This is a genomic window from Streptomyces sp. NPDC029466 (assembly GCF_055574515.1).
Genome location: NZ_JBVHZH010000005.1, coordinates 14660 through 40806, shown reverse-complemented (window position 1 = coordinate 40806; position 26147 = coordinate 14660). Strand labels below are relative to the sequence as shown.

General features: G+C 71.8%; 22 protein-coding genes. 1 reads left to right on the top strand and 21 read right to left on the bottom strand.

Annotation, left to right across the window (positions count from 1 at the left end; translation table 11 throughout):
- The 8 genes from ACZ4XD_RS06745 to fmt form a co-directional block, all read right to left on the bottom strand.
- Positions 1–1473 carry an amino acid permease gene (locus tag ACZ4XD_RS06745; protein ID WP_468038860.1) on the bottom strand — a complete coding sequence of 491 codons (1473 nt, stop codon included), beginning with the start codon at positions 1471–1473 and terminating at the stop codon, positions 1–3.
- A gap of 380 nt (positions 1474–1853) precedes the next feature.
- Entirely contained in the window at positions 1854–3317 is a 1464-nt protein-coding gene (locus ACZ4XD_RS06740; protein WP_468038858.1) for a GuaB1 family IMP dehydrogenase-related protein, read from the bottom strand.
- A gap of 166 nt (positions 3318–3483) precedes the next feature.
- Positions 3484–3927, bottom strand: a complete 444-nt coding sequence (locus tag ACZ4XD_RS06735) for a barstar family protein (protein ID WP_468038856.1) — start codon at positions 3925–3927, stop codon at positions 3484–3486.
- Positions 3924–4391 carry a guanyl-specific ribonuclease gene (locus ACZ4XD_RS06730; RefSeq protein ID WP_468038854.1) on the bottom strand — a complete coding sequence of 156 codons (468 nt, stop codon included), beginning with the start codon at positions 4389–4391 and terminating at the stop codon, positions 3924–3926. The genes ACZ4XD_RS06735 and ACZ4XD_RS06730 overlap by 4 nt, the downstream gene beginning before the upstream one ends.
- Positions 4392–4629: 238 nt before the next feature.
- Entirely contained in the window at positions 4630–5646 is a 1017-nt protein-coding gene (locus tag ACZ4XD_RS06725; protein ID WP_042156821.1) for a sugar-binding transcriptional regulator, read from the bottom strand.
- 220 nt (positions 5647–5866) lie between these two features.
- Positions 5867–6550, bottom strand: coding sequence for a ribulose-phosphate 3-epimerase (rpe, locus tag ACZ4XD_RS06720; protein WP_042156824.1), 684 nt, complete (start codon positions 6548–6550; stop codon positions 5867–5869).
- Positions 6551–6603: 53 nt separating this feature from the next.
- A complete protein-coding gene (locus ACZ4XD_RS06715) occupies positions 6604–8037 on the bottom strand; it encodes an RsmB/NOP family class I SAM-dependent RNA methyltransferase (protein WP_468038852.1) in 1434 nt (477 codons plus the stop codon).
- A 192-nt stretch (positions 8038–8229) separates the two neighbouring features.
- The gene (gene fmt, locus ACZ4XD_RS06710; RefSeq protein ID WP_468038850.1) at positions 8230–9174 is read right to left on the bottom strand and encodes a methionyl-tRNA formyltransferase; all 945 of its coding nucleotides are present in this window, start codon (positions 9172–9174) and stop codon (positions 8230–8232) included.
- A gap of 251 nt (positions 9175–9425) precedes the next feature.
- Here fmt and ACZ4XD_RS06705 point away from each other — a divergent pair, with 251 nt between their 5' ends.
- Positions 9426–9980: a hypothetical protein gene (locus tag ACZ4XD_RS06705; protein ID WP_468038848.1), complete on the top strand. Its 555-nt coding sequence runs from the start codon at positions 9426–9428 to the stop codon at positions 9978–9980.
- Between the two features lie 134 nt (positions 9981–10114).
- Here ACZ4XD_RS06705 and ACZ4XD_RS06700 read toward each other — a convergent pair whose 3' ends face one another.
- The 13 genes from ACZ4XD_RS06700 to ACZ4XD_RS06640 form a co-directional block, all read right to left on the bottom strand.
- On the bottom strand, positions 10115–12253 hold the full coding sequence (locus ACZ4XD_RS06700) for a primosomal protein N' (protein WP_468038846.1): 2139 nt from the start codon (positions 12251–12253) through the stop codon (positions 10115–10117).
- 113 nt (positions 12254–12366) lie between these two features.
- The gene (gene metK, locus ACZ4XD_RS06695; RefSeq protein ID WP_042156834.1) at positions 12367–13575 is read right to left on the bottom strand and encodes a methionine adenosyltransferase; all 1209 of its coding nucleotides are present in this window, start codon (positions 13573–13575) and stop codon (positions 12367–12369) included.
- Between the two features lie 252 nt (positions 13576–13827).
- The gene (coaBC, locus tag ACZ4XD_RS06690) at positions 13828–15063 is read right to left on the bottom strand and encodes a bifunctional phosphopantothenoylcysteine decarboxylase/phosphopantothenate--cysteine ligase CoaBC (protein ID WP_468038844.1); all 1236 of its coding nucleotides are present in this window, start codon (positions 15061–15063) and stop codon (positions 13828–13830) included.
- A gap of 126 nt (positions 15064–15189) precedes the next feature.
- Positions 15190–15462 (bottom strand): DNA-directed RNA polymerase subunit omega, encoded by a 273-nt coding sequence (gene rpoZ, locus ACZ4XD_RS06685; protein WP_005319902.1) that lies wholly within the window; start codon positions 15460–15462, stop codon positions 15190–15192.
- Positions 15463–15533: 71 nt separating this feature from the next.
- Positions 15534–16154 (bottom strand): guanylate kinase, encoded by a 621-nt coding sequence (gene gmk / locus ACZ4XD_RS06680; protein WP_468038841.1) that lies wholly within the window; start codon positions 16152–16154, stop codon positions 15534–15536.
- Positions 16155–16192: 38 nt separating this feature from the next.
- On the bottom strand, positions 16193–16516 hold the full coding sequence (locus tag ACZ4XD_RS06675; protein WP_006607450.1) for an integration host factor: 324 nt from the start codon (positions 16514–16516) through the stop codon (positions 16193–16195).
- A 215-nt stretch (positions 16517–16731) separates the two neighbouring features.
- On the bottom strand, positions 16732–17589 hold the full coding sequence (gene pyrF / locus ACZ4XD_RS06670; protein ID WP_468038839.1) for an orotidine-5'-phosphate decarboxylase: 858 nt from the start codon (positions 17587–17589) through the stop codon (positions 16732–16734).
- Positions 17586–18695, bottom strand: coding sequence for a quinone-dependent dihydroorotate dehydrogenase (locus ACZ4XD_RS06665; protein ID WP_468039139.1), 1110 nt, complete (start codon positions 18693–18695; stop codon positions 17586–17588). Before ACZ4XD_RS06665 ends, pyrF begins: the two co-directional genes overlap by 4 nt.
- Positions 18696–18776: 81 nt before the next feature.
- Positions 18777–22088 (bottom strand): carbamoyl-phosphate synthase large subunit, encoded by a 3312-nt coding sequence (gene carB, locus ACZ4XD_RS06660; RefSeq protein ID WP_468038837.1) that lies wholly within the window; start codon positions 22086–22088, stop codon positions 18777–18779.
- Entirely contained in the window at positions 22081–23223 is a 1143-nt protein-coding gene (gene carA / locus ACZ4XD_RS06655; protein WP_468038835.1) for a glutamine-hydrolyzing carbamoyl-phosphate synthase small subunit, read from the bottom strand. Before carA ends, carB begins: the two co-directional genes overlap by 8 nt.
- Positions 23220–23831: a PH-like domain-containing protein gene (locus ACZ4XD_RS06650; RefSeq protein ID WP_468038833.1), complete on the bottom strand. Its 612-nt coding sequence runs from the start codon at positions 23829–23831 to the stop codon at positions 23220–23222. Before ACZ4XD_RS06650 ends, carA begins: the two co-directional genes overlap by 4 nt.
- On the bottom strand, positions 23828–25114 hold the full coding sequence (locus ACZ4XD_RS06645) for a dihydroorotase (RefSeq protein WP_468038831.1): 1287 nt from the start codon (positions 25112–25114) through the stop codon (positions 23828–23830). The genes ACZ4XD_RS06650 and ACZ4XD_RS06645 overlap by 4 nt, the downstream gene beginning before the upstream one ends.
- A 5-nt stretch (positions 25115–25119) precedes the next feature.
- Complete coding sequence (locus tag ACZ4XD_RS06640) at positions 25120–26097, bottom strand: aspartate carbamoyltransferase catalytic subunit (RefSeq protein ID WP_398831713.1); 978 nt, start codon at positions 26095–26097, stop codon at positions 25120–25122.
- Positions 26098–26147 lie beyond the last annotated feature (50 nt).

Genomic DNA, 26147 nt, shown 5'->3' with positions numbered 1-26147 from the left:
TCACTTCTCTGCGGTGGCCAATCGGGAGCGGCGCATGCCGTATCCGAAGTAGACCACAAGGCCCACGGCCATCCAGACACCGAAGACCACCCAGGTCACGGCGCCGAGGCTGCCCATCATGTAGACGCACAGCAGGAAACCGATCGCCGGGAAGAGCGGCGAGAGCGGAGTGCGGAAGCTGCGCGGCATGTCGGGCCGGGTGCGGCGCAGCACGATCACCGCGACATTGACCAGCGCGAAGGCGAACAGGGTGCCGATGCTGGTGGCGTCGGCCAGCTCGCCCAGCGGCACCGCCGCGGCGAGCACCCCGCAGAACAGCGAGACGATGATGGTGTTGGCACGCGGCGCACCGCTCTTCGGGTGCACCTTGGAGAACACCTTCGGCACCAGCCCGTCCCGGGACATCGCGAAGAGGATGCGGGTCTGGCCGTAGAGCACGGTCAGCACGACGCTGGCGATGGCGATGACCGCGCCGAAGGCGAGCAGCACGGCCCACCAGCTCTGCCCGGTGACCGCCTTCATGATCCCGGCCAGCGCGGCCTCCGAGCCCTCGAACTTCTGCCAGGGCATCGCGCCCACGGCGATCGCGGCGACCAGGCAGTACAGCGCCGTGACGATCACCAGCGAGAGCATGATCGCGCGCGGCAGGTCACGCTGCGGGTCCTTGGCCTCCTCACCGGCGGTGGAGGCGGCGTCGAAGCCGATGTACGAGAAGAACAGGGTCGCGCCCGCTGCGCTGACGCCCGCCATGCCCATCGGCATGAAGTTCGCGTAGTTGCCGGACCGCACGCCCTGGACGGCGACACCGCAGAACAGCAGCAGCGCGGCGATCTTGACGACGACCATGATCGTGTTGGCGCGGGCGCTCTCCTTGGCGCCGCCCAGCAGGAACACCATCGCGAGCAGCACGACCAGCAGCGCCGGCAGGTTGAAGACGCCGCCGTCACCGGGCGGCTGGGACAGCGCGTCCGGGATGGTGAAGCCGAAGACCCCGCCGAGCAGCTCGTTCAGGTACTGGCCCCAGCCCACGGCGACGGCCGCGACCGAGACGCCGTACTCCAGGATCAGGCACCAGCCGCAGACCCAGGCGACCAGCTCACCGAGGGTGGCGTAGGCGTAGGAGTACGACGATCCGGAGACCGGGATGCTGCCGGCCAGCTCCGCGTAGGACAGTGCGGAGAACAGGGCGGTGACCCCGGCGATCACGAAGGCGAGGATGACCGCGGGACCGGCGTCCGGGACGGCCTCGCCGAGGACCACGAAGATGCCGGTGCCGAGCGTGGCCCCAATGCTGATCATGGTCAGCTGCCACATGCCCATCGAGCGGCGCAGCGTTCCCCCCTGCCCCTTGCCGCCCTCGGCGACCAGCCGCTCGACGGGCTTACGCCGCATCAGCCGAGTGGCCAGGCCCCCTGACGAGGGGGGCCGGGGGTCGCTGGCCCCTGCGGGCGGGGCTGCGCCGTGCTCCAACACTGGGGTGGCTCCTTTATCGCTGCCGATCACATGACGGGTACGGATGACGGCGACCGGCAGCGGTCGGTTCACGGCATGCCGGAGCACACCGCAGCAGGAGACCGCCGAGCAGACGGTCTCCGCCACTCCACGTACAGCGCTTGACCTTACGGCCCGCCGCTGACCTGCCGTAATGCAGGTTCCTTGCGCAACAGTGCACGATCGTTGCGCACCGGCGCGGCGGGCGGTCGTTCGTTGCGCGCCAGGTTCTGATCGTACGGGTTCCCCCGCGTGGGACCGACCGGGGCCCCGGGTTCCACTTGCGCGAACGGCCCCGCACCGGGTCGGTGCGGGGCCGTTGAGCGGCGGTGATGACGGCCGGTGAGCGGCCGTGTGACGCGTCAGTTCCAGCTGTCGTGCAGCGGCTTGCCCTCGGCGTAGCCGGCGGCGCTCTGCACACCGACCACGGCCTTCTCGGCGAACTCGGCCAGGGAGGCCGCGCCCGCGTAGGTGCAGGAGCTGCGGACGCCCGCGATGATCGAGTCGATCAGGTCCTCGACGCCGGGGCGCGCCTGGTCGATGAACATCCGCGAGGTGGAGATGCCCTCCTCGAAGAGCCCCTTGCGGGCCCGGTCGTAGGCCGACTCGTCGCTCGTACGGTTGCGCACCGCACGGGCCGAGGCCATCCCGAAGCTCTCCTTGTACGGCCGGCCGTCGGCGGTGTGCTGGAGATCACCGGGCGATTCGAGGGTGCCGGCGAACCAGGAGCCGATCATGACGTTGGACGCGCCCGCGGCCAGCGCCATGGCGACATCGCGGGGGTGCCGGATACCGCCGTCGGCCCAGACGTGCTTGCCGAACTTCTTGGCCTCGGCGGCGCACTCCAGCACCGCGGAGAACTGCGGCCGGCCCACACCGGTCATCATCCGGGTGGTGCACATCGCGCCCGGTCCGACACCGACCTTGATGATGTCCGCGCCGGCGTCGATCAGATCGCGGACGCCCTCGGCGGAGACGATGTTGCCCGCCACGATCGGGACCTGCGGGTCCAGCGCCCGGACCGCCTTGATCGCGCTGATCATCGACTCCTGGTGACCGTGCGCGGTGTCCACGACGAGGGTGTCCACCCCGGCCGCCAGCAGGGCCTTGGCCCGGCCGGCCACATCGCCGTTGATGCCCACGGCGGCCGCGATCCGCAGCTTCCCGTCGGCGTCGGTGGCGGGGGTATACAGGGTGGCGCGGAGCGCGCCCTTACGGGTGAGGATGCCGATCAGCATGCCGTCCGCGTCGACCGCGGGCGCGAGCTTGCGGTTGGCGGCGTCGAGACGGTTGAAGGCGTCCCGCGGGTCGATGTCCGCGTCCAGGACCAGCAGGTCCCTGGACATGACCTCGGCCACCTGGGTGAAGCGGTCCACCCCGGCCAGGTCGTGCTCGGTGACGACGCCAACCGGGCGGCCGCCCTCGACGACGATGCCCGCGCCGTGCGCCCGCTTGGGCAGCAGCGCCAGGGCGTCCGCCACGGTCGCGACGGGGGACAGCACGATCGGCGTGTCCAGTACCAGATGACGGCGCTTGATCCAGGTCACGACGTCGGTGACGACATCGAGCGGGATGTCCTGCGGAATGACGACCAGGCCACCGCGGCGGGCCACGGTCTCGGCCATCCGGCGGCCGGCGATCGCCGTCATGTTGGCGACCACGAGCGGGATGGTGGTCCCGGTCCCGTCGTGCGAGGCCAGGTCCACGCTCTGGCGGGAGCCGACGGCGGAGCGGCCGGGCACCATGAACACATCGTCGTAGGTCAGGTCGTACGGCACCGAAGAACTCTCTTCGAGCGCGCCGTTCTTCGGGTTCAGGAATCGCATATGGCCAGGATACGGGCCCTGACCAGGGGTCATATGATTGTCCGAGCGTCTTGTCGGGCGTGTGTGCGATCCGCCAAGGGGCCTCGTGGCGCCCTCCGCGCGGGGAGGCTCCGCGCGGGCGGCCGACCACAGGACATCGTGGCTGGTCGGGCCGCCACGGCCGCCGTTACGCGCCCTGCCGGGCCCGCCCCCTGGCCATGATCACGGCCAGTCCGGCGTCCGTGTCACGCCAGTAACCCACCGCATCCGCCAGCACCCCCTCGACGATGCTCCACTCGTCGGGCGCCGCGGCCGCGTACCCGTGCCAGCCCGTCACCACGAGCAGCCGGCCGCGGTCGGCCGGGCACCAGGACAGATCGGTGAGGCAGTCGGCGAGCGCGTCCCAGTTGCGGCCGAACCACTCCGGCAGCCGCAGCGCGCGGGCACACCGCTCCATGAAGGCCGCCTTGTCCGCGACCCCGTCGAGATCCAGGGAGGATGCGGTCCAGCCGGCGTCCCGGGCGGCGGCCAGCGCGTCCGCCACCGCGCGCTCCGCGGGCCAGGGCAGCACCCCCGGGGGCGTGCTGCCGTCGAGCACCGCGGCGAGCGGCCGGGGTACGGGAGCCGTCATCGGAGCACCGCCTTGAAGGACCGGTAGTGATCTTCGGTGTAGTACGTCTCATGGCTCCGGCCGGTGACCAGCCGGCGGGCGCCGCGGTCCGGTGCGCCCGGCGTGCGAACGGTGTACTCGTGGTAGTAGCCGCGCGGCTGACGGGGCAGCAGTCGCTCCCGGTTGCCGAAGACCGTGCCGTCCTGGGCATACGGGAGGGGACCGCCGGCGTCGATGCGGCGCAGGGTCTCCCGTGCCTGGGAGGGCAGCGCGCCGACCGGCACGACCGGCATGCCCTGCGCCCAGTCCGGTACGCCGGAAGCGCGGGGCGTAGCGTCCACGGCCGTGGCGGTGGACCGCGGCACCACCGGTGAACTCCCGTTGGCGCCACCGCCCGTGGAGCACCCGGTCAGCACCAGGAGCAGCCCGGTGAGCAGCGCGCCGAAGACGGCGGCAGCGCGGCGCGGGGAGAAGCGGATCACCATGCGCCGATGCTGTCACAGGGCCGCGCAGGCTGCTCGTCGATGACCGCGCCCCGGGTGCCCGCCGGGGGCGCGGTCCCGGGCTCACGCGGACCGCGCCGCGCGGACGCCGGCTCCGGCCCGGCGTACGTCACGCACCGGGTCCGGGTCCGGGTCCGGCTGACGTCACCGCCTCGGCTCCGGCTCCGGCTCCGGCTCCAGCTCCGGCCCTGCCTACGTCACGCACTGGCTCCGGCGTACGTCACGCCCCGTCAGGGTCCGCCCGGTCCAGTGCGGGGCGCGGCCCCGGGCCGGTCTCCAGCAGCAGATGGTCGGCGGCGGCGGTGTCCGTGACCAGGCTCGTCACCAGCCCGGAGCGCAGCACCGCACCGATCGCGGCGGCCTTGCGCCGGCCGCCCGCGATGGCGACGACCTCCGGGATACGGCGCAGCCGGTCCGCCTCGACCGTGATGCACCGCTCGCCGAGGTCCCGGCCGATCCGCCGCCCCTCGGCGTCGAAGAGGTGCGCCGACATCTCGGCGGCGGCACCCAGCGAGGCGTAGTGCTCCCGCTCCTGGTCCGTCAGCATGTCGTAGACGGTCGAGACGCCCGGCTCCCAGGAGCCGATGGAGACACAGGCGACGGTGACCTTGTCGAAGTAGTCGAACGCGCGGGCGATGCCGGTCTGGCGGCGCAGCGCCTCGGCCGTCGCCGAGTCGGGCAGCAGCATCGGCGCGTAGATCGGGTGCGCCTCGCCACCGGCCACATCGGCCGCGCGGCGCACCGCCTCGACGGAGCCGCGGTCGGCGGTCCCCGCGTCGTAGACCCCGGTCAACTGCACGACGGTGCACGGCGGGAGGCGGTGCAGCGCGGCGGCCATGTGGATGGTCGACCGGCCCCAGGCCAGCCCCAGCACATCGCCCTCGGCGACCAGCTCACCGAGCAGGTCGGCCGCGACCTCGCCGAGGTTCTCCGGGTCGGCGGCGTCCTCGGGCGGGGTCTGGCCGCCGAAGGCGGGGGGAGCGTCGGCGGGCGACTCGACGACCACCGCGTGCCGCAGGCCGTAGCGGGCCCGCAGGGCGTCGGAGCGTTCGGCGTCCAGCTCGGAGGGCACCCGGATCTCGATCCGTACGAGATCACGCTCCAGCGCCGTCTCCAGCACCCGCGCGACCTTGAACCGGCTGACGCCGAATTCCTCCGCGATCTGGATCTTCGACTTGCCCTCAAGATAGAAACGGCGGGCCATGGCCGCGGCCTGCACCAGCTCGGCAGGGCCCATTCCGGACTGTGGGCGGCTGGCTACCACGAAATTCTCCCCTTTTGCGCATCTGATCGAGTCTTTGCTCATCCTTTCAGAAACCCGGCGGCAACGGGGACCATCAGCGCCCCGACCCTCATGAACGCTCGGTGGCGCCACGCACAAGCGGCGGCACGGCCGCGCCACGAGGAGATTCCGGTGGCCGGAATGGACCGGTCCGCCCGCGCCCCCGCCCCGGAATTCAGTGCGCGCAGCCCCAGCCCGCCGCCGCGGTCGCCGTCTCGGCCTTTTCCCGCAGATCCCGGACTGCCTTCGCCGGATCGTCCGCGCCGTACACCGCGGAGCCCGCGACGAACACATCGGCGCCCGCCTCCGCACACCGCTCGATGGTGGCCGCCGAGACCCCGCCGTCCACCTGAAGCGCCAGCTGAAGGCCGTGCCGGGAGATCAGCTCACGGGTACGGCGGATCTTCGGCAGCATGATGTCCAGGAACGCCTGGCCGCCGAAGCCGGGCTCCACGGTCATGATCAGCAGCATGTCGAGCTCGGGCAGCAGGTCCTCGTACGGCTCGATCGGCGTGGCCGGCTTCAGCGCCATCGACGCCCGCGCCCCCTTGGCCCGGATCTCCCGCGCCAGCCGCACCGGCGCGGCCGCCGCCTCCACATGGAAGGTCACGGAACCGGCCCCGGCCTCGATGTACTGGGGCGCCCAGCGGTCCGGGTCCTCGATCATCAGATGCAGATCGAGCGGGGTGTCCGTCGCCTTGCTCAGCGACTCGACCACCGGCACACCGAGGGTGAGGTTCGGAACGAAGTGGTTGTCCATGACGTCGACGTGCAGCCAGTCGGCGCCCTCCACCGCCTTCGCCTCCTCGGCGAGCCGAGCGAAGTCCGCGGACAGGATGCTGGGGTTGATCAAGGCCATGCCCCCAGTATGGCGTGCGGTCCGGGGGGCCAGGGAGGCGGGACGGCCGTCCCTCACGCCACCCGGCGCAGCAGGGCCAGGTACATCGCGTCCGTGCCGTGCAGATGGGGCCACAGCTGGACGTCCGGGCCGTCGCCGAGGGCCGGGACGCCGGGCATCAGGGGGCGGGCGTCGATCCATTCCGTCTCGACCGGTGCGCCGCCCCGGCCCTTGAGGACGTCGTCCACCACTGCGCGGGTCTCGGCCGGATGCGGTGAGCAGGTCGCATAGCCGACGACACCGCCGATCCGGACCGCCGCGAGCGCCTGCCGCAGCAGCTCCCGCTGGAGGGGGGCGAAGCCGTCCAGGTCCTCGGGGCGGCGGCGCCAGCGGGCCTCGGGGCGGCGGCGCAGCGCGCCCAGGCCGGTGCACGGCACGTCCACCAGCACCCGGTCGAAGGCGCCGGGCCGCCAGGCGGGGCGGGTGCCGTCGGCCGTGATGACCGCGTACGGGCCGGGGTTGCCCTCCAGCGCCCGGGCCACCAGACGGGCGCGGTGCGGCTGCTTCTCCGACGCCAGCAGGGCGGCGCCACGCTCCGCGGCGAGCGCCGCCAGCAGCGCCGCCTTGCCACCGGGGCCGGCGCAGCCGTCGAGCCAGGCGCGGTCGGGGCCCTCGACGGGCGCGTTCGCCAGCGCCAGGGCGACGAGCTGGCTGCCCTCGTCCTGCACCCCGGCACGCCCCTCGCGCACCGGGTCCAACGCGCCCGGCTCACCGCCCTCCGCGAGCCGCACGGCGTACGGGGACCAGCGCCCGGGGAGCGCGCTGTCCTCACCGGCCACCGTCAGCAGTTCCTCGGCGGTGCTCCGGCCGGGCCGGGCGACCAGGGTCACCTCGGGGCGCTCGTTGTCCGCCTCCAGCAGGTCCTCGATGCCGGCGCGGCCGCCGCCGAGCGCGTCCCACAGGGCCGAGACGATCCAGCGGGGGTGTGCGTGCACGAGGCCGAGGTGGTCCTCGGGGTCCTTGTCGTACTCCGGGGCGACCCGCTCCAGCCAGCCGTCCAGGTCATGCGCCGCGACCTTGCGCAGCACCGCGTTGACGAACTTCGCCCGGCCGTCGCCGAGCACCACCCGCGCCAGTTCGACGCTGGCGCTGACCGCGGCGTGGCTGGGGATACGGGTGCCGAGCAGCTGGTGCGCGCCGAGCGTCAGCACGTCCAGGACCGGTGGGTCCACCTCGCGCAGCGGCCGGTCCACGCACTGCGCGATGATCGCGTCGTACGTGCCCTGCCACCGCAGCGAGCCGTACACCAGCTCCGTCGCCAGCGCCGCGTCCCGGGCGTCGAAGTCACCGCCCTCACGCGCCTTGCGCAGCAGGGGCGGCAGGACCAGATTCGCGTAGGCGTCGCGCTCGTCGACGGCCCGCAGCGCCTCGAACGCGAGGATCCTGACCGGGTCCTTCTGCGGGCGGCGATAGGGCTTGCTGGGGCGACGGCCTGGCTGCTGACTCACAGAAAAGGTGCTCCGGATACGAGATGAGGGGTCCCTCCCAGCCTACGCGGACCCGGTGGCGGCGTCCCCGGGGGAGGAATGGGGATGCAGTGGTCGGCGGCGGCCGCCCCTCGGGAATACCGGCCCACCCCCGTCACGTTGTGGCCCCGAAGGGGGCACTTGCACCCCCTACGGGATCTGTTCGCCCACCCCCTACAGCTTGTCCCCCAGCCGCTCCCCGCCCTCGATGCGCACCCCGCGCGCCCAGTCGGCGGCCTTCATCGGCTTCTTGCCCTGCGGCTGGACCCAGATGAGTTCCACGGGGTGGCTGCCCGTGCCGACGTACACCGCCTTCTTGGTGACGGCGAGTTCGCCGGGCGCCAGGCCCAACTCCGCGTGGTCCGCGGCGGAGACGGCCGACATCAGCTTGAGGCGCTCACCGCGGAAGACCGTCCAGGCGCCGGGCGCGGGCGCGCAGCCGCGGATCACCCGGTCGACCCGCAGTGCGGGCGCCGCCCAGTCCACCTTGGCGTCCTCGACCTCGATCTTCGGGGCGAGCGTGACGCCCTCGGCCGGCTGCGGCACCGCCTGGAGCGTGCCGTCCTCGATGCCGTCCATCGTCGCCACCAGCAGCCCGGAACCGGCGAACGCCAGCCGGGTCAGCAGATCGCCGCTGGTGTCCGTCGGCCGGACCTCCTCGGTGAGCACCCCGAAGACCGGGCCGGAGTCCAGGCCGGTCTCGATCTGGAAGGTCGAGGCGCCGGTCACCTCGTCCCCCGCCAGCACCGCATGCTGCACGGGCGCCGCGCCCCGCCAGGCGGGCAGCAGCGAGAAGTGCAGATTGACCCACCCCTTGGCGGGAATGTCGAGCGCGGCCTTCGGGAGCAGCGCACCGTAGGCGACCACCGGGCAGCAGTCCGGCGCGATCTCCCGCAGCCGGGCCAGAAAGTCCTCGTCGCGCGGCTTGGCGGGCTTGAGCACCTCGATGCCCGCCTCCTCCGCACGCTCCGCGACGGGGCTGGCGACCAGCTTCCGGCCGCGTCCGGCGGGGGCGTCGGGCCGGGTCACCACGGCCACGACCTCGTGCCGGTCCGAGGCGATCAGGGCATCGAGGGCGGGTACGGCGACCTCGGGGGTGCCGGCGAAGACAAGCCTCATGGGTGGCGAACTACCTCTCACACGCAGCGGAACGACACACCAGTCTATGGGTCCCGCAGGAGGCCATGGGCGGTGGTTCGAGGGGGCGTACACGATTTCCCGCGCCTTGTAGGAAAGCTCGTACGCCCCCATACCGTGACCAGAGCCGCTGCTGTCGCGTTGGTCAAACAGCATTGACCCGGGCCGGGCCGCTCTGGCGGCCCGCTCGTATCACTTCCTTCCTATTTCACGCCGGTTCGAGAGGCTTGCTCATGGCCGACCACGCAACCCACGACGCCCAGGCGCGCGCCAGCCTGCATCTCCTGGTGCGGGACATCGAGCGGGTGCGCCGGCAGGTGGACGCACTGCGCACGCTGACCGCTCAGCTCGGCAACGTCTACCGGCCCCGGCGCACGGGCCCTTCCGCGGGCTTCGTCGTCTACGGGCGCGCGCCCGCTCCGACGGTGCGCCTCGCCCAGGAACTGCGGGACAGCATCGAAACCCTCGTCACGGCCGCGGTCGACTTCGACCGTTCGCTGGGATTCTCGTGGGACGCGGTGGGTTCGGCGCTCGGCGTCACCAAACAGGCGGTACACCGTCGTTACGGTGCCCGCAGAGCCGCGGCCCAGCCCGCCGCGGAGGCCAACGGCGCAGAGCCGGCGGTGCGTTCGCCCGAGTCCACCGCGACCCGTGCGGTGACCGTGGCCGCGGGGCTGCCCGGCGCGCCGTCCGTCCCGGCCGCCCGGTCCATGCCCTCCCAGCCCTCCGCGGCCGCCCGCGACGAACCGGCCCGGCCGGGCGCCTTCCCTGGCCCCCGCAACGGCTGAACCACCCGCGACACCGGGCGTCTTCGCCCCCACGCCGCTCGCCAACGCCCCGGGACGCCGCCCTCGGTCCCGGGGCGGCGCCATGTCCAGGGGTGGGGCCGCGCCGACGGGCCGCCCGGACCCCAGGCGGACGCTCACCCCAGATCGGGCGGATCGATCCGGACCCGTACGGCCTCCCCCTCCCGCTTGACCAAACGGGCCGCGCGGGCGGCCTTGAGCGCGGCGGCGAGGGCCGCACCCTGACCGGGGCGGACCCGGACCAACGCACGCTCCCACTGCTCGCCCGGCGGCGGGTCGCCCGGCCGGCGCGGGCGGGCGGGGTCCGGCACCGGAAGTGGTACGGGGCCCAACACCTCGGCGCCCGAAGGGAGTTCGGCGGAGCTCAACAGCTCGGTGACATCCTCGACGCGGCCCGCCACGGAGGCCATCCGCGACACCGGCGGGAAACCCAGCTCGGCCCGCTCGGCCAGCTCACGGACCGCGTGGCCGACCGGATCCCAGCGCACCAGCGCCTGCACCGGCCGCAGCGTCGGCTCCGCGATCACCGCGACTGTGCCGCCCGCCGCCTGGCCACGGACCAGCGCGGCGGCGCCCAGCCAGCGGCGCAGCGCCTCCTCCCCCGCCCGCAGATCCGGCCGCCCCAGCAGCGCCCAGCCGTCCAGCAGCAGCGCGGCCGCATACCCGCCGCCCTCGGCCACCGGCTCCGCGCCCGGGGTGCTCACCACCAGCGCGGGGGCACCGGGCACCGTGGCCAGCACATGGTCCCGCCCCGAGGTCCGCACCGGCACCGCCGGGAACACCCGGCCCAGCTCCTCCGCCGTCCGCCGCGCGCCCACGATCTGCGCCCGCAGCCGCGCGCCGCCGCACTCGGAGCAGTGCCAGTCCGGCTCCGGGCGCCCGCACCACGCACAGCACAGCTCGCCGGCCTCCCGCGCCTCCAGCGGGCCCGCGCAGGACCGACAGCGCGCGGGGGTACGGCACCGTTCGCAGGCCAGCCGGGGCGCGTACCCCCGGCGCGGGACCTGGATGAGCACCGGTCCGCGCTGGAGGCCCTCCCGCACCACCTGCCAGGCCATCGACGGCAGCCGGGCGGCCCGCGCGGCGGCATCCCGCGCCTCGTCACCGTCGCCGACCGTACGCACCAGTGGCGCCGCGGCCCGCACCTGTTCGCGCTCGGCGGTCAGCGGGCGCGCCCATCCCGTCTCGACCAGCTGGGCCGCCTCGACCGTGCAGCTCAGCCCGCCCAGCAGAAATCCCGCCCGCTCATGGACCGACCGCTGGATGAGGACCTCACGGGCATGCGGCTGCGGCGCATGCGGATCGCTGTGGCTGGCGTCCCCGTCGTCCCAGAGGGCGACCAGGCCCAGGTCGGCGACCGGCGCGAACATCGCCGCCCGGGTCCCGACCACGGCGCGCACCGCGCCCCGGCTCACCGCCAGCCAGCGGCGATAGCGCTCCTCGGGCCCGGCGTCGGCGGTCAGCAGCACATGCCGGCCGGCGCCGATCAGCTCGCCGAGCGCCGCGTCCACCCGCGCCGCGGCCCGCCCGTCCGGCACCACCACCAGCGCACCGCGGCCGCCCGCCAGCGCCGCGGCCGCCGCCCGCGCCAGCTCCTGCGGCCAGGTCGCCCCGGGCAGCGCCGTCCACACCGCCCGCGGCGCGTCCCCCCGGGTGAGCGCCGCGAGGAATCCGGCGCCGGCGCCGTAGCGCTCCCAACTTCCTGCTTCCGGGGGCGGGTTGGGCGGCAGAGGGGCGGGCGAGGGCTTGGCCTCCGCGCGCGCCCGTCGGGGCGGGACCGCCAGCTGCACCACATCGGCGAGCGTCCCGGCATAGCGGTCCGCGACCGACCGGCACAGGGCCAGCAGCTCGGGCGTCAGCACCCGCTCGGACGACAGCACCTGTGCGATCGGGGCGAGCACCCCCCGGTAGTCGCTCTCCGCGACCCGCTCCACGATGAATCCGCTGACCAGCTTGCCGCCCTCGCGCCGGCCGCCCTTCTCCCCCGCTCCGAAGCGCACCCGGACGCGGACGCCGGGCTGCGCCTCGTGATCCATCGCCGCCGGGACCGCATAGTCGAAATACCGGTCGAGGTGCACCAGCCCCTTGTCGACCAGCACCCGCGCCACCGGCAGCTCGGCGGCCAGCTCGGCCCCCCGCCAGGTCCGCGGCTTGGCCCGCTCGGCCTTGGTCTCCCGCACGGCCTCCCGGATGAGGGCCAACTGCTCGCCCGCATCCGCCGCCCCCGCCTCCGGTCGCCCGTTCTCCCTGCTCACAGCATCAGTCTTAGCAGACCGCACGGACAGTGCCCGGCGGGCTGTCAACAACCGAAGGCCCCGGACCGCCGAGCGGTCCGGGGCCGTGGTACCTCACACGGGCGTTACGGGACTTACAGCCCCGCGGCCGCCTTCAGGGCCTCCACGCGGTCCGTGCGCTCCCAGGTGAAGTCCTCCAGCTCACGGCCGAAGTGGCCGTAGGCGGCGGTCTCCGCGTAGATGGGACGGAGCAGGTCGAGGTCGCGGATGATGGCGGCCGGGCGGAGGTCGAAGACCTCGCCGATGGCCTGCTCGATCTTGTCGGTGTCGACGGTGGCGGTGCCGAAGGTCTCGACGAAGAGACCGACCGGCTCGGCCTTACCGATCGCGTAGGCGACCTGGACCTCACAGCGGGCCGCGAGGCCGGCCGCGACGACGTTCTTGGCGACCCAGCGCATCGCGTAGGCGGCCGAGCGGTCGACCTTGGACGGGTCCTTGCCGGAGAAGGCGCCGCCACCGTGGCGGGCCATGCCGCCGTAGGTGTCGATGATGATCTTGCGGCCGGTCAGACCGGCGTCACCCATGGGGCCGCCGATCTCGAAGCGCCCGGTCGGGTTGACCAGCAGACGGTAGCCGTCGGTGTCCAGCTTGATGCCGTCCTCGACCAGCTGGTTGAGGACGTGCTCGACGACGAACTCGCGGATGTCGGGTGCGAGCAGCGAGTCCAGGTCGATGTCGCTGGCGTGCTGCGAAGAAACCACGACGGTGTCGAGGCGGACGGCCTTGTGGCCGTCGTACTCGATGGTGACCTGGGTCTTGCCGTCGGGACGGAGGTAGGGGATGGTCCCGTTCTTGCGGACCTCGGACAGCCGGCGGGAGAGCCGGTGCGCGAGGTTGATCGGGAGCGGCATCAGCTCAGGGGTCTCGTCGCAGGCGTAGCCGAACATCAGGCCCTGGTCGCCGGCGCCCTGCCTGTCGAGCTCGTCGTCATCGCCCTCGACGCGGTTCTCGTACGCGGTGTCGACACCCTGGGCGATGTCCGGGGACTGCGCGCCGATGGACACCGAGACGCCGCAGGAAGCGCCGTCGAAGCCCTTCTTGGACGAGTCGTAACCGATGTCCAGGATCTTGTTGCGGACGAGGTTGGGGATGTCGGCGTACGCCTTCGTCGTCACCTCGCCGGCCACATGCACCAGGCCGGTGGTGATCAGCGTCTCCACGGCGACCCGGGACGTCGGGTCTTCCTTGAGGAGAGCGTCGAGGATGGTGTCGCTGATCTGGTCAGCGATCTTGTCGGGGTGGCCCTCGGTGACGGATTCCGAGGTGAACAGGCGGCGGGACACATCGCTCCCTGGGGTTGCAGCGGCTGCTGGCTGATCATTGGCGGACGGGCCGAGAGCTGCGCTCGGCCCGATCCACTCGCCAGTTTATCGGTCGGATGCGGCGTTCGGGCACACGGTCTCGATTTATGGACCCCCCGTGACCTGGGACACCGCGGCTTACGCTAGGACGATCACCTTGAGAATGTGCCGAGTCAAGGGGACATGCCCGATTTTGCAGGGCTGACGGAGTGATTCCGGGGCCGCTTCGGCGCTTCAGCGGCGAGTCTCGGCCAGGCGGGGTGCGACCAGGTCCCAGACCGTGTCGGCCAGGGTTTCTTTGGGCCCGAACGGCACCGGGGTCTCGGTTCCGTCGGCCGCGAGGATCACCGCTTCGTTCTCCGCCGAGCCGAAGGCCTTGTGCTCGCCGACCTCATTGACGACGAGCAGGTCACAGCCCTTGCGGGCGAGTTTGGCGCGTCCGTTGGCCAGCACGTCGTCGGTCTCGGCGGCGAAGCCGACCACGAGCTGGCCCGGGTGGGCCCGCTCCGCGGAGAGCTCGGCGAGGATGTCCGGATTTCGCACCAGGGCGATGGGTTCCGGCTCCTGGCCCTCCACCTTCTTGATCTTGCCGGAGGCGTAGACGGCGGGGCGGAAATCGGCGACGGCGGCGGCCATGACCACCGCGTCGGCATCCGCGGCGGCCTTCACCATCTCCTCACGGAGCCGGCCGGCCGTACCGACGGGGATCACGTCCACACCGGCCGGATCGGGCAGCTCGGTGTTGCCGGCGACCAGGGTGACCCGGGCACCGCGGGCCACCGCCGTACGGGCGAGCGCGTAGCCCTGCTTGCCCGAGGAGCGATTACCCAGGTAGCGGACGGGGTCCAGCGGCTCGCGGGTGCTGCCCGCGCTGATCACGACATGGCGCCCGGCGAGATCCTGCTCGGCCGCCCGCGCGCCGCGGGCCAGCACCCGGCGGCAGAACTCGAAGATCTCGACCGGGTCGGGGAAGCGGCCCTTACCGGTGTCGACGCCGGTCAGCCGGCCCACCGCGGGGTCGATCACCAGCGCGCCGCGGCGGCGCAGGGTGGCGACGTTCTCCTGGGTGGCGGGGTTCTCCCACATCTCGGTGTGCATCGCGGGCGCGAAGATCACCGGACAGCGGGCGGTGAGCAGGGTGTTGGTCAGCAGATCGTCGGCGAGGCCGTGCGCGGCCTTGGCCAGCAGGTCGGCGGTGGCGGGCGCGACCACGACGAGATCGGCGGCCTGGCCGATACGGACGTGCGGGACCTCGTGGACGGACTCCCAGACCTCGGTGCCGGCCGGGTTGCCGGACAGCGCCGACCAGGTGGCCTCCCCGACGAAGTGCAGCGCCGAAGCGGTCGGCACCACTCGTACGTCGTGCCCGGACTCGGTCAGCCGCCGCAGCAGTTCGCACGCCTTGTACGCGGCGATCCCGCCGCTGACCCCCAGGACGACCCTGGGCCGCTCCCGCTCCCGCTTGTCCATCGCTTCGCCGCTCCCCGGGCTAGGTCCCTACGTATGCCCCTATGACACACCAAGGGCCCGGCTGGGGGCCCCTCACAGCGTTAGCTGGGGGAGCGCCGCCGGGCCCTTGGTGAATGCGTCAGCTGCTTACTGGGCGGGGCCCTCGATGGCCTCCGAGGTCAGCAGACCCGCGTTGATCTCGCGGAGCGCGATCGAGAGGGGCTTCTCGTGGACGTGCGTGTCCACGAGGGGGCCGACGTACTCGAGCAGGCCCTCGCCGAGCTGGGAGTAGTACGCGTTGATCTGGCGCGCGCGCTTGGCGGCGTAGATCACGAGGCTGTACTTCGAATCGGTGGCCTCGAGAAGCTCATCAATGGGCGGGTTGATGATGCCCTCGGGTGCAGTGATGGAAGAGGACACTCTCTACCTTCCGAAGGGGGATGAAGCGTGGGTGTAACGCAGAAGTCCTGGTCGGCCGGGGAGCTGCGCGGTCAGCCGCTGGTGTTCCGGTCCCCGGATCGATTCAGCATCAAGGCTAGCAGCTCACGGCTGACGTCCTCGACGGAGGTGTTGACAAGCGTCACATCGAACTCTTTCTCCGCCGCCAGCTCGACCCTGGCAGCGGCCAGCCGGCGCTCGATGACCTCCGGCGCCTCCGTGCCCCGTCCGGTGAGCCGGCGGACCAGCTCGTCCCAGCTCGGCGGGGCCAGGAAGACCAGCTCGGCCTCCGCCATGGACTCGCGGACCTGGCGGGCGCCCTGAAGATCGATCTCCAGCAGGACCGGTTCCCCGGACGCCAGACGGTCCAGCACCGCCTTGCGGGGGGTGCCGTAGCGGTTGCCCGCGAACTCGGCCCATTCGAGCAGCTCACCGTTGGCGATGAGCTTGTCGAACTCCTCGTCCTCGACGAAGAAGTAATGGATGCCGTGCTGCTCCCCGGGCCGTGGCTTGCGGGTGGTGGCCGAGACCGAGAGCCAGACCTCGGGGTGGACCTTGCGCATATGCGCGACGACCGTGCTCTTGCCGACCCCGGAGGGGCCGGAGAGCACGGTCAGCCGCGGCTGTCTGGCCGGGGGCGCGGGGGTCGTCCCCCGGGAGACGTCAGAACTCATGCAGCGATTATTCCAGCTTCCCGGTGATGCCGGAAAATTCAGGAAGCGGTGCTGCCGAACTCGCGCTCCAGCGACGCGATCTGGTTGGAGCCAAGACCCCGGACTCGGCGGCTTTCGGAGATGCCGAGCCGCTCCATGATCTGCTTGGCGCGGACCTTGCCGACGCCCGGCAGGGACTCCAAGAGGGCGGAGACCTTCATCTTGCCGATGACGTCGTTCTCCTGGCCCTGCTTGATGACCTCATGGAGGGAAGCACCGGAGTGCTTGAGCCGATTCTTGACCTCGGCGCGCTCCCGGCGAGCCGCGGCGGCCTTCTCGAGCGCGGCTGCGCGCTGTTCAGGGGTAAGGGGCGGAAGAGCCACGCCTACGTCACCTCGGATGTCGAACTGTCGGATACGGACCAGTGTGGAACCTAGTCACCCCACACGTGCGGAGCAACGAGCAACGCGCTTACGTGCAGTGCTCTCGACGGAGACTAGCGGCCGAGGGCGCCGGAGTCAGCGAGAACAGACGAAAAGTCCTGGTCAGACTCTGCTGACCAGGACATTTCGGGACCAATGTCCCCGACTTTCCGCTCCTAGGCGAGCGCGGTGCGCACTTCGTCGGCGAAGCGGTCCGCCGCAGCTCGGAGCGCCGCGGCGTCCGGACCGTGCCGCAGCACCCCCCTGCTGACGCTCGGAACGACGTTGCGTACGGCGTTTCCGAAGACCTTCGGCAGGTCGGCGGGCGTGGCGCCCTGTGCGCCGATGCCGGGGGCGAGCAGCGGACCGTTGATCGCCAGATCGAACGAGGAGAGATCGCCGAGCGTGGCGCCGACGACCGCGCCGAAGGAACCCAGCGGTTCGGCTCCGGCGTTCTCGGCCGCAAGATGGCCGAGCATCGTCGCCGCGAGGGTGCTGCCGTCCTCGCGCACCGCCCGCTGGACCTCCGCGCCCTCCGGGTTGGAGGTGAGGGCGAGGACGAAGAGACCGGCGCCGCTCTCGCGGGCCAGGTCGACGGCCGGCCGGAGCGAGCCGTATCCGAGGTACGGGGAGACCGTCAGCGCGTCCGAGAACAGCGGGGAGTCCTGGCGCAGGAAGGTCTCGGCGTAGGCGGCCATGGTGGAGCCGATGTCGCCGCGCTTGGCGTCCATCAGGACCAGGGCACCGCGTTCGCGCGCCTCGACGACGGCGGTCTCCAGGACTGCCAGGCCGCGCGAGCCGAAGCGCTCGAAGAACGCGGACTGCGGCTTGAAGACGGCGACCGTCTCGCCGAGGGCCTCCACGACCGTGCGGGTGAAGCGGGCCAGGCCCGCGACATCGTCGTTCAGGCCCCAGTCGGCCAGCAGCGAGGCATGCGGGTCGATCCCGACGCAGAGCGGGCCGCGCTCGTCCATGGCCCGGCGCAGGCGTGCGCCGAAGGGGGCGGCCGGCGGGTGGGCGGCTTCCCGGGTCATCCGGTCACCTTCTTGTGCTCGGCGCCGACGGCGTCGGCGAGGGTGGCGTAGGGGCTGTTGCGCAGGCGGGCGGCCAGCCCCTTGTGGATCGCGCGGCACCAGAAGGGGCCCTGGTAGATGAAGGCGCTGTAGCCCTGGACCAGGGTGGCGCCGGCGAGGATGCGCTGCCAGGCGTCCTCGGCGGTCTCGATGCCGCCGACCCCGATGAGGGTGATCTTGTCGCCGACGCGGGCGTAGAGGCGGCGCAGGACCTCCAGGGAGCGCTCCTTGACGGGCGCGCCGGACAGTCCGCCGGTCTCGGCGATCAGCTTCGGGTCGGAGGTCAGCCCGAGGCCGTCGCGGGCGATGGTGGTGTTGGTGGCGATGATCCCGTCCAGGCCGAGCTCGACGGCGAGGTCGGCGACCGCGTCCACGTCCGCGTCGGCGAGGTCCGGGGCGATCTTGACCAGCAGCGGGACCCGGCGGTCGGTGACCGTACGGTCGGCGGCCGCGCGGACCTCGGTCAGCAGCGGGCGCAGATGCTCGACGGCCTGGAGGTTGCGCAGCCCCGGCGTGTTCGGGGAGGAGACATTGACGACCAGGTAGTCGGCGTGCGGGGCGAGCCGCTCGGTGGAGGTGACGTAGTCCGCGGTCGCCGCGTCCTCCGGTACGACCTTGGTCTTACCGATGTTGACGCCGACGGTGGCCGGGAACACCGGGTTGCGGGCCGCCAGGCGGGCCGCCACGGACGCGGAGCCGTCGTTGTTGAAGCCCATCCGGTTGATCAGCGCGCGGTCCGGTACGAGCCGGAACAGGCGCTTCTTGGGGTTGCCGGGCTGCGGCTGGGCGGTGACCGTGCCGATCTCGACGTGGTCAAAGCCGAGCATGGTCATCCCGTCGATGGCGACGGCGTTCTTGTCGAAGCCGGCGGCCAGGCCGAAGGGGCCGTGCATCCGGCGGCCCAGGGCCTCGGTGCGCAGCTCCTTGTAGCGGGGCGCGAGGGCGGCCGCTAGGAAGGTGCGCAGCACGGGCAGGCGCACGGCCAGCTGGATCCAGCGGAAGGCCAGGTGGTGGGCCTTCTCGGGGTCCATGCGCTGGAAGATCAGTTGGAAGAAGAGGCGGTACATCGTCGGTGGTGCCTTCCGCACGGGGGAGGGATGGGGGCTCATGAAGAGGGGGACACCGTTTCGGTGTCCCCCTCCTGGCCGCTACTCCTGGCGGGCCGCGGTGAGATGTTCGGCGTGTTCCTGGAGGGAACGCACGCCCACGTCTCCGCGGGACATGGCCTCGATGCCCTGTACGGCGGCGGCCAGCGCCTGGACCGTGGTCAGGCACGGGACGCCGCGGGCGACGGCGGCGGTGCGGATGTCGTAGCCGTCCAGCCGGCCACCGGTGCCGTAGGGGGTGTTGACGATCAGGTCGACCTGGCCGTCGTGGATCAGCTGGACGATGGTCTTCTCACCGTCCGGCCCCTCGCCCTCGGACTGCTTGCGCACCACGGTGGTGTTGATGCCGTTGCGGCGCAGCACCTCGGCGGTGCCGGAGGTGGCGAGCAGCTCGAAGCCGTGGGCGACCAGCTCACGGGCCGGGAAGATCATCGAGCGCTTGTCCCGGTTGGCGACCGAGACGAACGCGCGGCCCTTGGTGGGCAGCGCCCCGTAGGCGCCGGACTGGGACTTGGCGTACGCGGTGCCGAAGACCGAGTCGATGCCCATGACCTCGCCGGTGGAGCGCATCTCCGGGCCGAGGACGGTGTCCACCCCGCGGCCGTGGATGTCGCGGAACCGCGACCAGGGCATCACGGCTTCCTTGACGGAGATCGGCGCGTCCAGCGGCAGGGTGCCGCCGTCGCCGGTCTTGGGCAGCATGCCCTCGGCGCGCAGCTCGGCGATGGTGGCGCCCAGCGAGATCCGGGCGGCGGCCTTGGCGAGCGGTACGGCGGTGGCCTTCGAGGTGAAGGGCACCGTACGGGAGGCGCGGGGGTTGGCCTCCAGGACGTAGAGGATGTCCCCGGCCATCGCGAACTGGATGTTGATCAGTCCGCGGACGCCGACGCCCTTGGCGATGGCCTCCGTCGAGGCGCGCAGCCGCTTGATGTCGAAGCCGCCGAGGGTGATCGGGGGCAGCGCGCAGGCGGAGTCGCCGGAGTGGATACCGGCCTCCTCGATGTGCTCCATGACGCCGCCGAGGTAGAGCTCATGGCCGTCGTAGAGCGCGTCGACGTCGATCTCTATGGCGTCGTCCAGGAAGCGGTCGATGAGGACCGGGTGGCGGTCGATCAGGCCGGCGTGCCGGGTGAGGTACTCCCCCAGCGAGGGCTCGTCGTAGACGATCTCCATACCGCGGCCGCCGAGCACGTAGGACGGGCGGACCATGACCGGGTAGCCGATCTCGGTGGCGATCTGCTTGGCCTCGGCGAAGGAGAAGGCGGTGCCGTACTTGGGGGCCGGCAGTCCGGCCTCGGTCAGCACCCGGCCGAAGGCGCCGCGTTCCTCGGCGAGGTCGATCGCCTCGGGCGAGGTGCCGACGATCGGCACACCGTTGTCCTTGAGCGCCTGCGCCAGGCCCAGCGGGGTCTGCCCGCCGAGCTGGACGACGACACCGGCGACCGGACCGGCCTGGGTCTCGGCGTGCACGATCTCCAGGACGTCTTCCAGCGTCAGCGGCTCGAAGTACAGGCGGTCGGAGGTGTCGTAGTCCGTCGAGACGGTCTCCGGGTTGCAGTTGACCATCACGGTCTCGTAGCCGGCGTCGCTGAGCGCGAACGAGGCGTGGACGCAGGAGTAGTCGAACTCGATGCCCTGGCCGATGCGGTTGGGGCCGGAGCCGAGGATGATCACGGCCGGCTTCTCGCGCGGGGCGACCTCGGTCTCCTCGTCGTAGGACGAGTAGAAGTACGGCGTCTTCGCGGCGAATTCGGCGGCGCAGGTGTCGACCGTCTTGTAGACCGGGCGGACCCCGAGGGAGTGCCGGACCTCGCGGACGACGTCCTCGCGCAGCCCGCGGATCGCGGCGATCTGGGCGTCGGAGAAGCCGTGGCGCTTTGCGTCCGCGAGGATCTCCGGGTCGAGCTTGTCGGCCGCGGCGATCTCGTCGGCGATCTCCTTGACGAGGAAGAGCTGGTCGACGAACCACGGGTCGATCTTCGTGGCGTCGAAGACCTCCTGCGGGGTGGCCCCGGCCCGGATCGCCGCCATGACCGTGTTGATCCGGCCATCGGTCGGGACCTGGGCCTTCTCCAGCAGCGCGGCCTTGTCCCCCGGCTCGGAGACGAAGTCGAACTGGCTGCCCTTCTTCTCCAGGGAGCGCAGGGCCTTGTTGAGCGCCTCGGGGAAGTTACGGCCGATGGCCATGGCCTCGCCGACCGACTTCATGGTCGTGGTCAGCGTGGCGTCGGCGACCGGGAACTTCTCGAAGGCGAAGCGCGGCACCTTGACGACGACATAGTCGAGAGTCGGCTCGAAGGAGGCCGGGGTCTTCTCGGTGATGTCGTTGGGGATCTCGTCGAGGGTGTAGCCGACGGCGAGCCGGGCGGCGATCTTCGCGATCGGGAAGCCGGTGGCCTTGGAGGCCAGCGCCGAGGAGCGCGAGACGCGGGGGTTCATCTCGATGACGATGACCCGGCCGTCCTCGGGGTTGACCGCGAACTGGATGTTGCAGCCGCCGGTGTCGACGCCGACCTCACGGATCACCGCGATGCCGATGTCCCGCAGGATCTGGTACTCGCGGTCGGTGAGCGTCATGGCCGGCGCGACGGTGATCGAGTCGCCGGTGTGCACGCCCATCGGGTCGAAGTTCTCGATGGAGCAGACGACCACGACGTTGTCGTTCTTGTCGCGCATCAGCTCCAGCTCGTACTCCTTCCAGCCGAGGATGGACTCCTCCAGGAGCACCTCGGTGGTCGGCGAGAGCGTCAGGCCCTGGCCGGCGATCCGGCGCAGCTCCTCCTCGTTGTGGGCGAAGCCGGAGCCGGCGCCGCCCATGGTGAAGGAGGGACGGACGACGACGGGGTAGCCGCCGAGTGCGTCGACGCCCTTCAGGACGTCGTCCATGGAGTGGCAGATGTACGAGCGGGCGGACTCGCCGTGGCCGATCTTGCGGTTGACGGCCTCGACGACCTCCTTGAAGAGGTCGCGGTCCTCGCCCTTGTTGATCGCCTCGACGTTGGCGCCGATCAGCTCGACGTTGTACGCGTCGAGGGTGCCGGACTCGTGCAGCGAGATCGCGGTGTTCAGCGCGGTCTGGCCGCCCAGGGTCGGCAGCAGCGCGTCGGGGCGCTCCTTGGCGATGATCTTCTCGACGAACTCCGGGGTGATCGGCTCGACATACGTCGCGTCGGCGATCTCCGGGTCGGTCATGATCGTCGCTGGGTTGGAGTTCACCAGGATGACGCGCAGGCCCTCGGACTTGAGGACCCGGCACGCCTGGGTACCGGAGTAGTCGAACTCGGCGGCCTGGCCGATGACGATCGGGCCGGAGCCGATGACCAGGACGGACTGGATATCGGTGCGCTTAGGCACGCTGGCCCTCCATCAGGGATACGAAGCGGTCGAAGAGGTACGCGGCGTCGTGCGGACCCGCTGCTGCTTCGGGGTGGTACTGGACGCTGAAGGCCGGCTGGTCGAGGAGGTGCAGACCCTCCACCACGTTGTCGTTGAGGCAGACGTGGGAGACCTCGGCGCGGCCGAAGGGGGTGTCGGAGACCTTGTCGAGCGGGGCGTCGACGGCGAACCCGTGGTTGTGCGCGGTGACCTCGACCTTGCCGGTCGTACGGTCCTGCACCGGCTGGTTGATGCCGCGGTGGCCGTACTTGAGCTTGAAGGTGCCGAAGCCCAGGGCGCGGCCCAGGATCTGGTTGCCGAAGCAGATGCCGAACAGCGGCGTCCTGCGCTCCAGCACTCCGCGCATGACGGCGACCGGGTGGTCGGCGGTGGCCGGGTCACCGGGGCCGTTGGAGAAGAACACGCCGTCCGGGTTCACCGCGTAGATGTCCTCGACGGTGGCGGTGGCGGGGAGCACGTGCACCTCGATGCCGCGCTCGGCCATCCGGTGCGGGGTCATGCCCTTGATGCCCAGGTCGATCGCGGCGACGGTGAACTTCTTCGTACCGATCGCCGGGACGACGTAGGACTCCTTGGTGGCGACCTGCGTGGACAGGTCGGCGCCCTGCATCTCGGGGGCCTGGCGCACCTTGGCCAGCATCGTGCCCTCGTCGGGCAGCGCCTCGCCGGAGAAGATGCCGACCCGCATGGCGCCGCGCTCGCGCAGGTGCCGGGTCAGCGCGCGGGTGTCGACGCCGCTGATGCCGACGACGCCCTGGGCGACCAGCTCGTCGTCCAGGGAGCGCACCGAGCGCCAGTTGGACGGGAGCCGGGCGGGGTCACGGACGACGTAACCGGCGACCCAGATCCGCTGCGACTCCGGGTCCTCGTCGTTCACCCCGGTGTTGCCGATGTGCGGGGCGGTCATGACGACGACCTGGCGGTGGTACGAGGGGTCGGTCAGCGTCTCCTGGTAGCCGGTCATGCCGGTGGAGAACACCGCTTCGCCGAAGGTCTCCCCCACGGACCCGTAGGCGCGGCCGCGGAACGTGCGGCCGTCCTCCAGGACGAGTACGGCGGGGATCTTGGCGGTCCCCCTGGTGGAGGTCGTCATCGTGCGCCTTCCGTTTCGGTGTGCTCGGTGGTGCTGGTGTGGTGCTCGGTGGTGCTGTGCTCGGTACTGCTCAGCCGGTCGACGGCCGCGACCCAGGCCGGGTGCTCGCTCGCCTGGTCGGAGCGGAAGCCGGAGTCGATCTCCTTGTCCCCGTGCCGCCAGGTGACGATCAGCAGGCCGCCCTCGGGGAGGACCTTGCCGGCGATGCCCTTGTCGAGGCGGGCGCCGCGCAGTGCGGCGGCCGGCACGAAGAAGTCCTGGGCGCCCGGCCGTACGACGTCCAGGCCCTGGTCGGTCAGGGTCAGCTCGACGCGGCTGCGGGTGCCCAGACCGCGGGCCACGATCCGGTCGAGCCACTGCCCGGCGGTGGTGGATCCGTGATAGCGGCCGCTGAGGGTCAGCTCGGGCCTGCCGGGGTCGTCCGGGGTGGCCGGCAGCTCGGGCAGATCACCCTGGAGCGTGCCGCGCCACTTCCAGCCCTGGCGCATCAGCCAGTAGACGAAGGCGACGAAGACCAGCAGGCCGACGACCCAGGAGATCCGGGCGGCCCAGTCGGTGACCGGCGCGGACTGCTGCGCTTCGGCCAGGTGGATCAGTGGAGGAATCACGCCAGCTTCCCGTCGACGACCGTTGCCCGGCCCCGCAGGAAGGTGTGGGTGACGCGTCCCGGCAGCTCACGGCCCTCGTAGGGGGTGTTGCGGCTGCGGGAGGCGAAGCCCGCGGGGTCCACCTCTCCACGGTAAGCGGAATCGAGCAGCGTGAGGTTGGCGGGCTCACCAGCCGAGACGGGACGGCCGTGGCCCGTGGCCTGCCCGATCCGCGCGGGCGCGTAGGACATCCGGTCCGCGACGGCCTCCCAGGTCAGCAGACCGGTCTCGACCATCGTCTGCTGCACGACCGACAGCGCGGTCTCCAGGCCCACCATGCCCATGGCGGCCGCGGCCCACTCGCAGTCCTTGTCCTCGTGCGGGTGCGGGGCGTGGTCGGTGGCGACGATGTCGATCGTGCCGTCGGCGAGCGCCTCGCGCAGGGCCAGCACGTCGCGCTCGGTGCGCAGCGGCGGGTTGACCTTGTAGACGGGGTTGTAGGTGCGCACCATCTCGTCGGTGAGGAGCAGGTGGTGCGGGGTGACCTCGGCGGTGACGTCGATGCCGCGGGACTTGGCCCAGCGGACGATCTCGACGGAGCCGGCGGTCGACAGGTGGCAGATGTGCACCCGCGAGCCCACGTGCTCGGCGAGCAGCACATCCCGGGCGATGATCGATTCCTCGGCCACCGCCGGCCAGCCCCCGAGCCCCAGCTCCGCCGAGACGATGCCCTCGTTCATCTGGGCGCCCTCGGTGAGCCGCGGCTCCTGGGCGTGCTGCGCGACCACGCCGCCGAACGCCTTCACGTACTCCAGCGCCCGGCGCATGATCACGGCGTCGTGCACGCACTTGCCGTCGTCGGAGAAGACGGTGACCCCGGCGGCGGACTCGTGCATGGCACCCAGCTCGGCGAGCTTGCTGCCCTCCAGGCCGACGGTGACGGCACCGATGGGCTGCACATCGCAGTAGCCGTGCTCCTTGCCGAGGCGGTAGACCTGCTCGACCACGCCGGCGGTGTCGGCGACGGGGAAGGTGTTGGCCATGGCGAACACCGCGGTGTAGCCACCGGAGGCGGCCGCCCGGGTACCGGTCAGCACGGTCTCGGAGTCCTCGCGGCCCGGTTCGCGCAGGTGGGTGTGCAGGTCGACGAGGCCCGGCAGAAGGATCTTGCCCTCGGCCTCGATGACCTCGGCGCCCTCGGCGGACAGCCCGGCGCCGACGGCCTCGATGGTCTCGCCGTCGATCAGGACGTCCTGGGCCTCGCCGCCGAGCACCTTCGCACCACGGATCAGGATCTTGCTCATGGGTCTTACTTCTCCTCGGTACGGGTGTGGGTGACAGCGGGCTCGTTGCCGCCGAGCAGCAGGTACAGGACGGCCATGCGGACGGAGACGCCGTTGGTCACCTGCTCGACGACCGTGCAGCGGTCGGAGTCGGCGACCTCGGCGGTGATCTCCATGCCGCGGACCATCGGGCCGGGGTGCATCACGAGGGCGTGCTCGGGCATCCGCGCCATCCGCTCACCGTCCAGGCCGTAGCGGCGCGAGTACTCCCGCTCGGTCGGGAAGAAGGCGGCGTTCATCCGCTCGCGCTGCACCCGCAGCATCATCACGGCGTCGGTCTTCGGCAGGACGCGGTCGAGGTCGTAGGACACCTCGCACGGCCAGGTCTCGACGCCGACCGGCACCAGGGTGGGCGGGGCGACGAGGGTGACCTCGGCGCCGAGGGTGTGCAGGAGGTCGACGTTCGAGCGCGCGACGCGGCTGTGCAGCACGTCGCCGACGAGGGTGATGCGCCGCCCGCTCAGATCCTGGCCGAGCCCGGCGTCCGGGCCGATGAGCCGGCGCCGCATGGTGAAGGCGTCGAGCAGGGCCTGGGTGGGGTGCTGGTGGGTGCCGTCACCGGCGTTGATGACGGGAGCGTCGATCCAGCCGGAGTTGGCGAGCCGGTAGGGGGCACCGGAGGCGCTGTGCCGTATGACGACGGCGTCGACGCCCATCGCCTCCAGGGTCTGGGCGGTGTCCTTGAGGGACTCTCCCTTGGAGACGCTGGACCCCTTGGCGGCGAAGTTGATGACGTCCGCGGAGAGCCGCTTCTCGGCGGCCTCGAAGGAGATCCGGGTCCGGGTGGAGTCCTCGAAGAAGAGATTGCAGACCGTGCGTCCCCGCAGGGTGGGGAGCTTCTTGATCGGCCGGTCGGCGACCCGGGCCATCTCCTCGGCGGTGTCGAGGATCAGGACGGCATCGTCGCGCGTGAGGTCGGCGGCCGAGATGAGGTGACGCTTCATCCGGTGTTCTCCGTGGGTGAAGGAGGTGTACGGGAATATCCGTTGAGCGG

Excerpts from the sequence above, each read along its gene's own strand:
- rpe (WP_042156824.1), bottom strand. The coding sequence starts at position 6,550 with ATGGCCTTGATCAACCCCAGCATCCTGTCCGCGGACTTCGCTCGGCTC.
- ACZ4XD_RS06735 (WP_468038856.1), bottom strand. The coding sequence starts at position 3,927 with ATGACGGCTCCCGTACCCCGGCCGCTCGCCGCGGTGCTCGACGGCAGC.
- ACZ4XD_RS06730 (WP_468038854.1), bottom strand. The coding sequence starts at position 4,391 with ATGGTGATCCGCTTCTCCCCGCGCCGCGCTGCCGCCGTCTTCGGCGCG.
- carA (WP_468038835.1), bottom strand. The coding sequence starts at position 23,223 with ATGACGACCTCCACCAGGGGGACCGCCAAGATCCCCGCCGTACTCGTC.
- ACZ4XD_RS06725 (WP_042156821.1), bottom strand. The coding sequence starts at position 5,646 with ATGGGCCCTGCCGAGCTGGTGCAGGCCGCGGCCATGGCCCGCCGTTTC.
- ACZ4XD_RS06665 (WP_468039139.1), bottom strand. The coding sequence starts at position 18,695 with ATGTACCGCCTCTTCTTCCAACTGATCTTCCAGCGCATGGACCCCGAG.
- pyrF (WP_468038839.1), bottom strand. The coding sequence starts at position 17,589 with ATGACCCGGGAAGCCGCCCACCCGCCGGCCGCCCCCTTCGGCGCACGC.
- coaBC (WP_468038844.1), bottom strand. The coding sequence starts at position 15,063 with ATGGACAAGCGGGAGCGGGAGCGGCCCAGGGTCGTCCTGGGGGTCAGC.
- fmt (WP_468038850.1), bottom strand. The coding sequence starts at position 9,174 with ATGAGGCTTGTCTTCGCCGGCACCCCCGAGGTCGCCGTACCCGCCCTC.
- ACZ4XD_RS06645 (WP_468038831.1), bottom strand. The coding sequence starts at position 25,114 with ATGAGCAAGATCCTGATCCGTGGTGCGAAGGTGCTCGGCGGCGAGGCC.
- ACZ4XD_RS06740 (WP_468038858.1), bottom strand. The coding sequence starts at position 3,317 with ATGCGATTCCTGAACCCGAAGAACGGCGCGCTCGAAGAGAGTTCTTCG.
- ACZ4XD_RS06640 (WP_398831713.1), bottom strand. The coding sequence starts at position 26,097 with ATGAAGCGTCACCTCATCTCGGCCGCCGACCTCACGCGCGACGATGCC.
- ACZ4XD_RS06705 (WP_468038848.1), top strand. The coding sequence starts at position 9,426 with ATGGCCGACCACGCAACCCACGACGCCCAGGCGCGCGCCAGCCTGCAT.
- gmk (WP_468038841.1), bottom strand. The coding sequence starts at position 16,154 with ATGAGTTCTGACGTCTCCCGGGGGACGACCCCCGCGCCCCCGGCCAGA.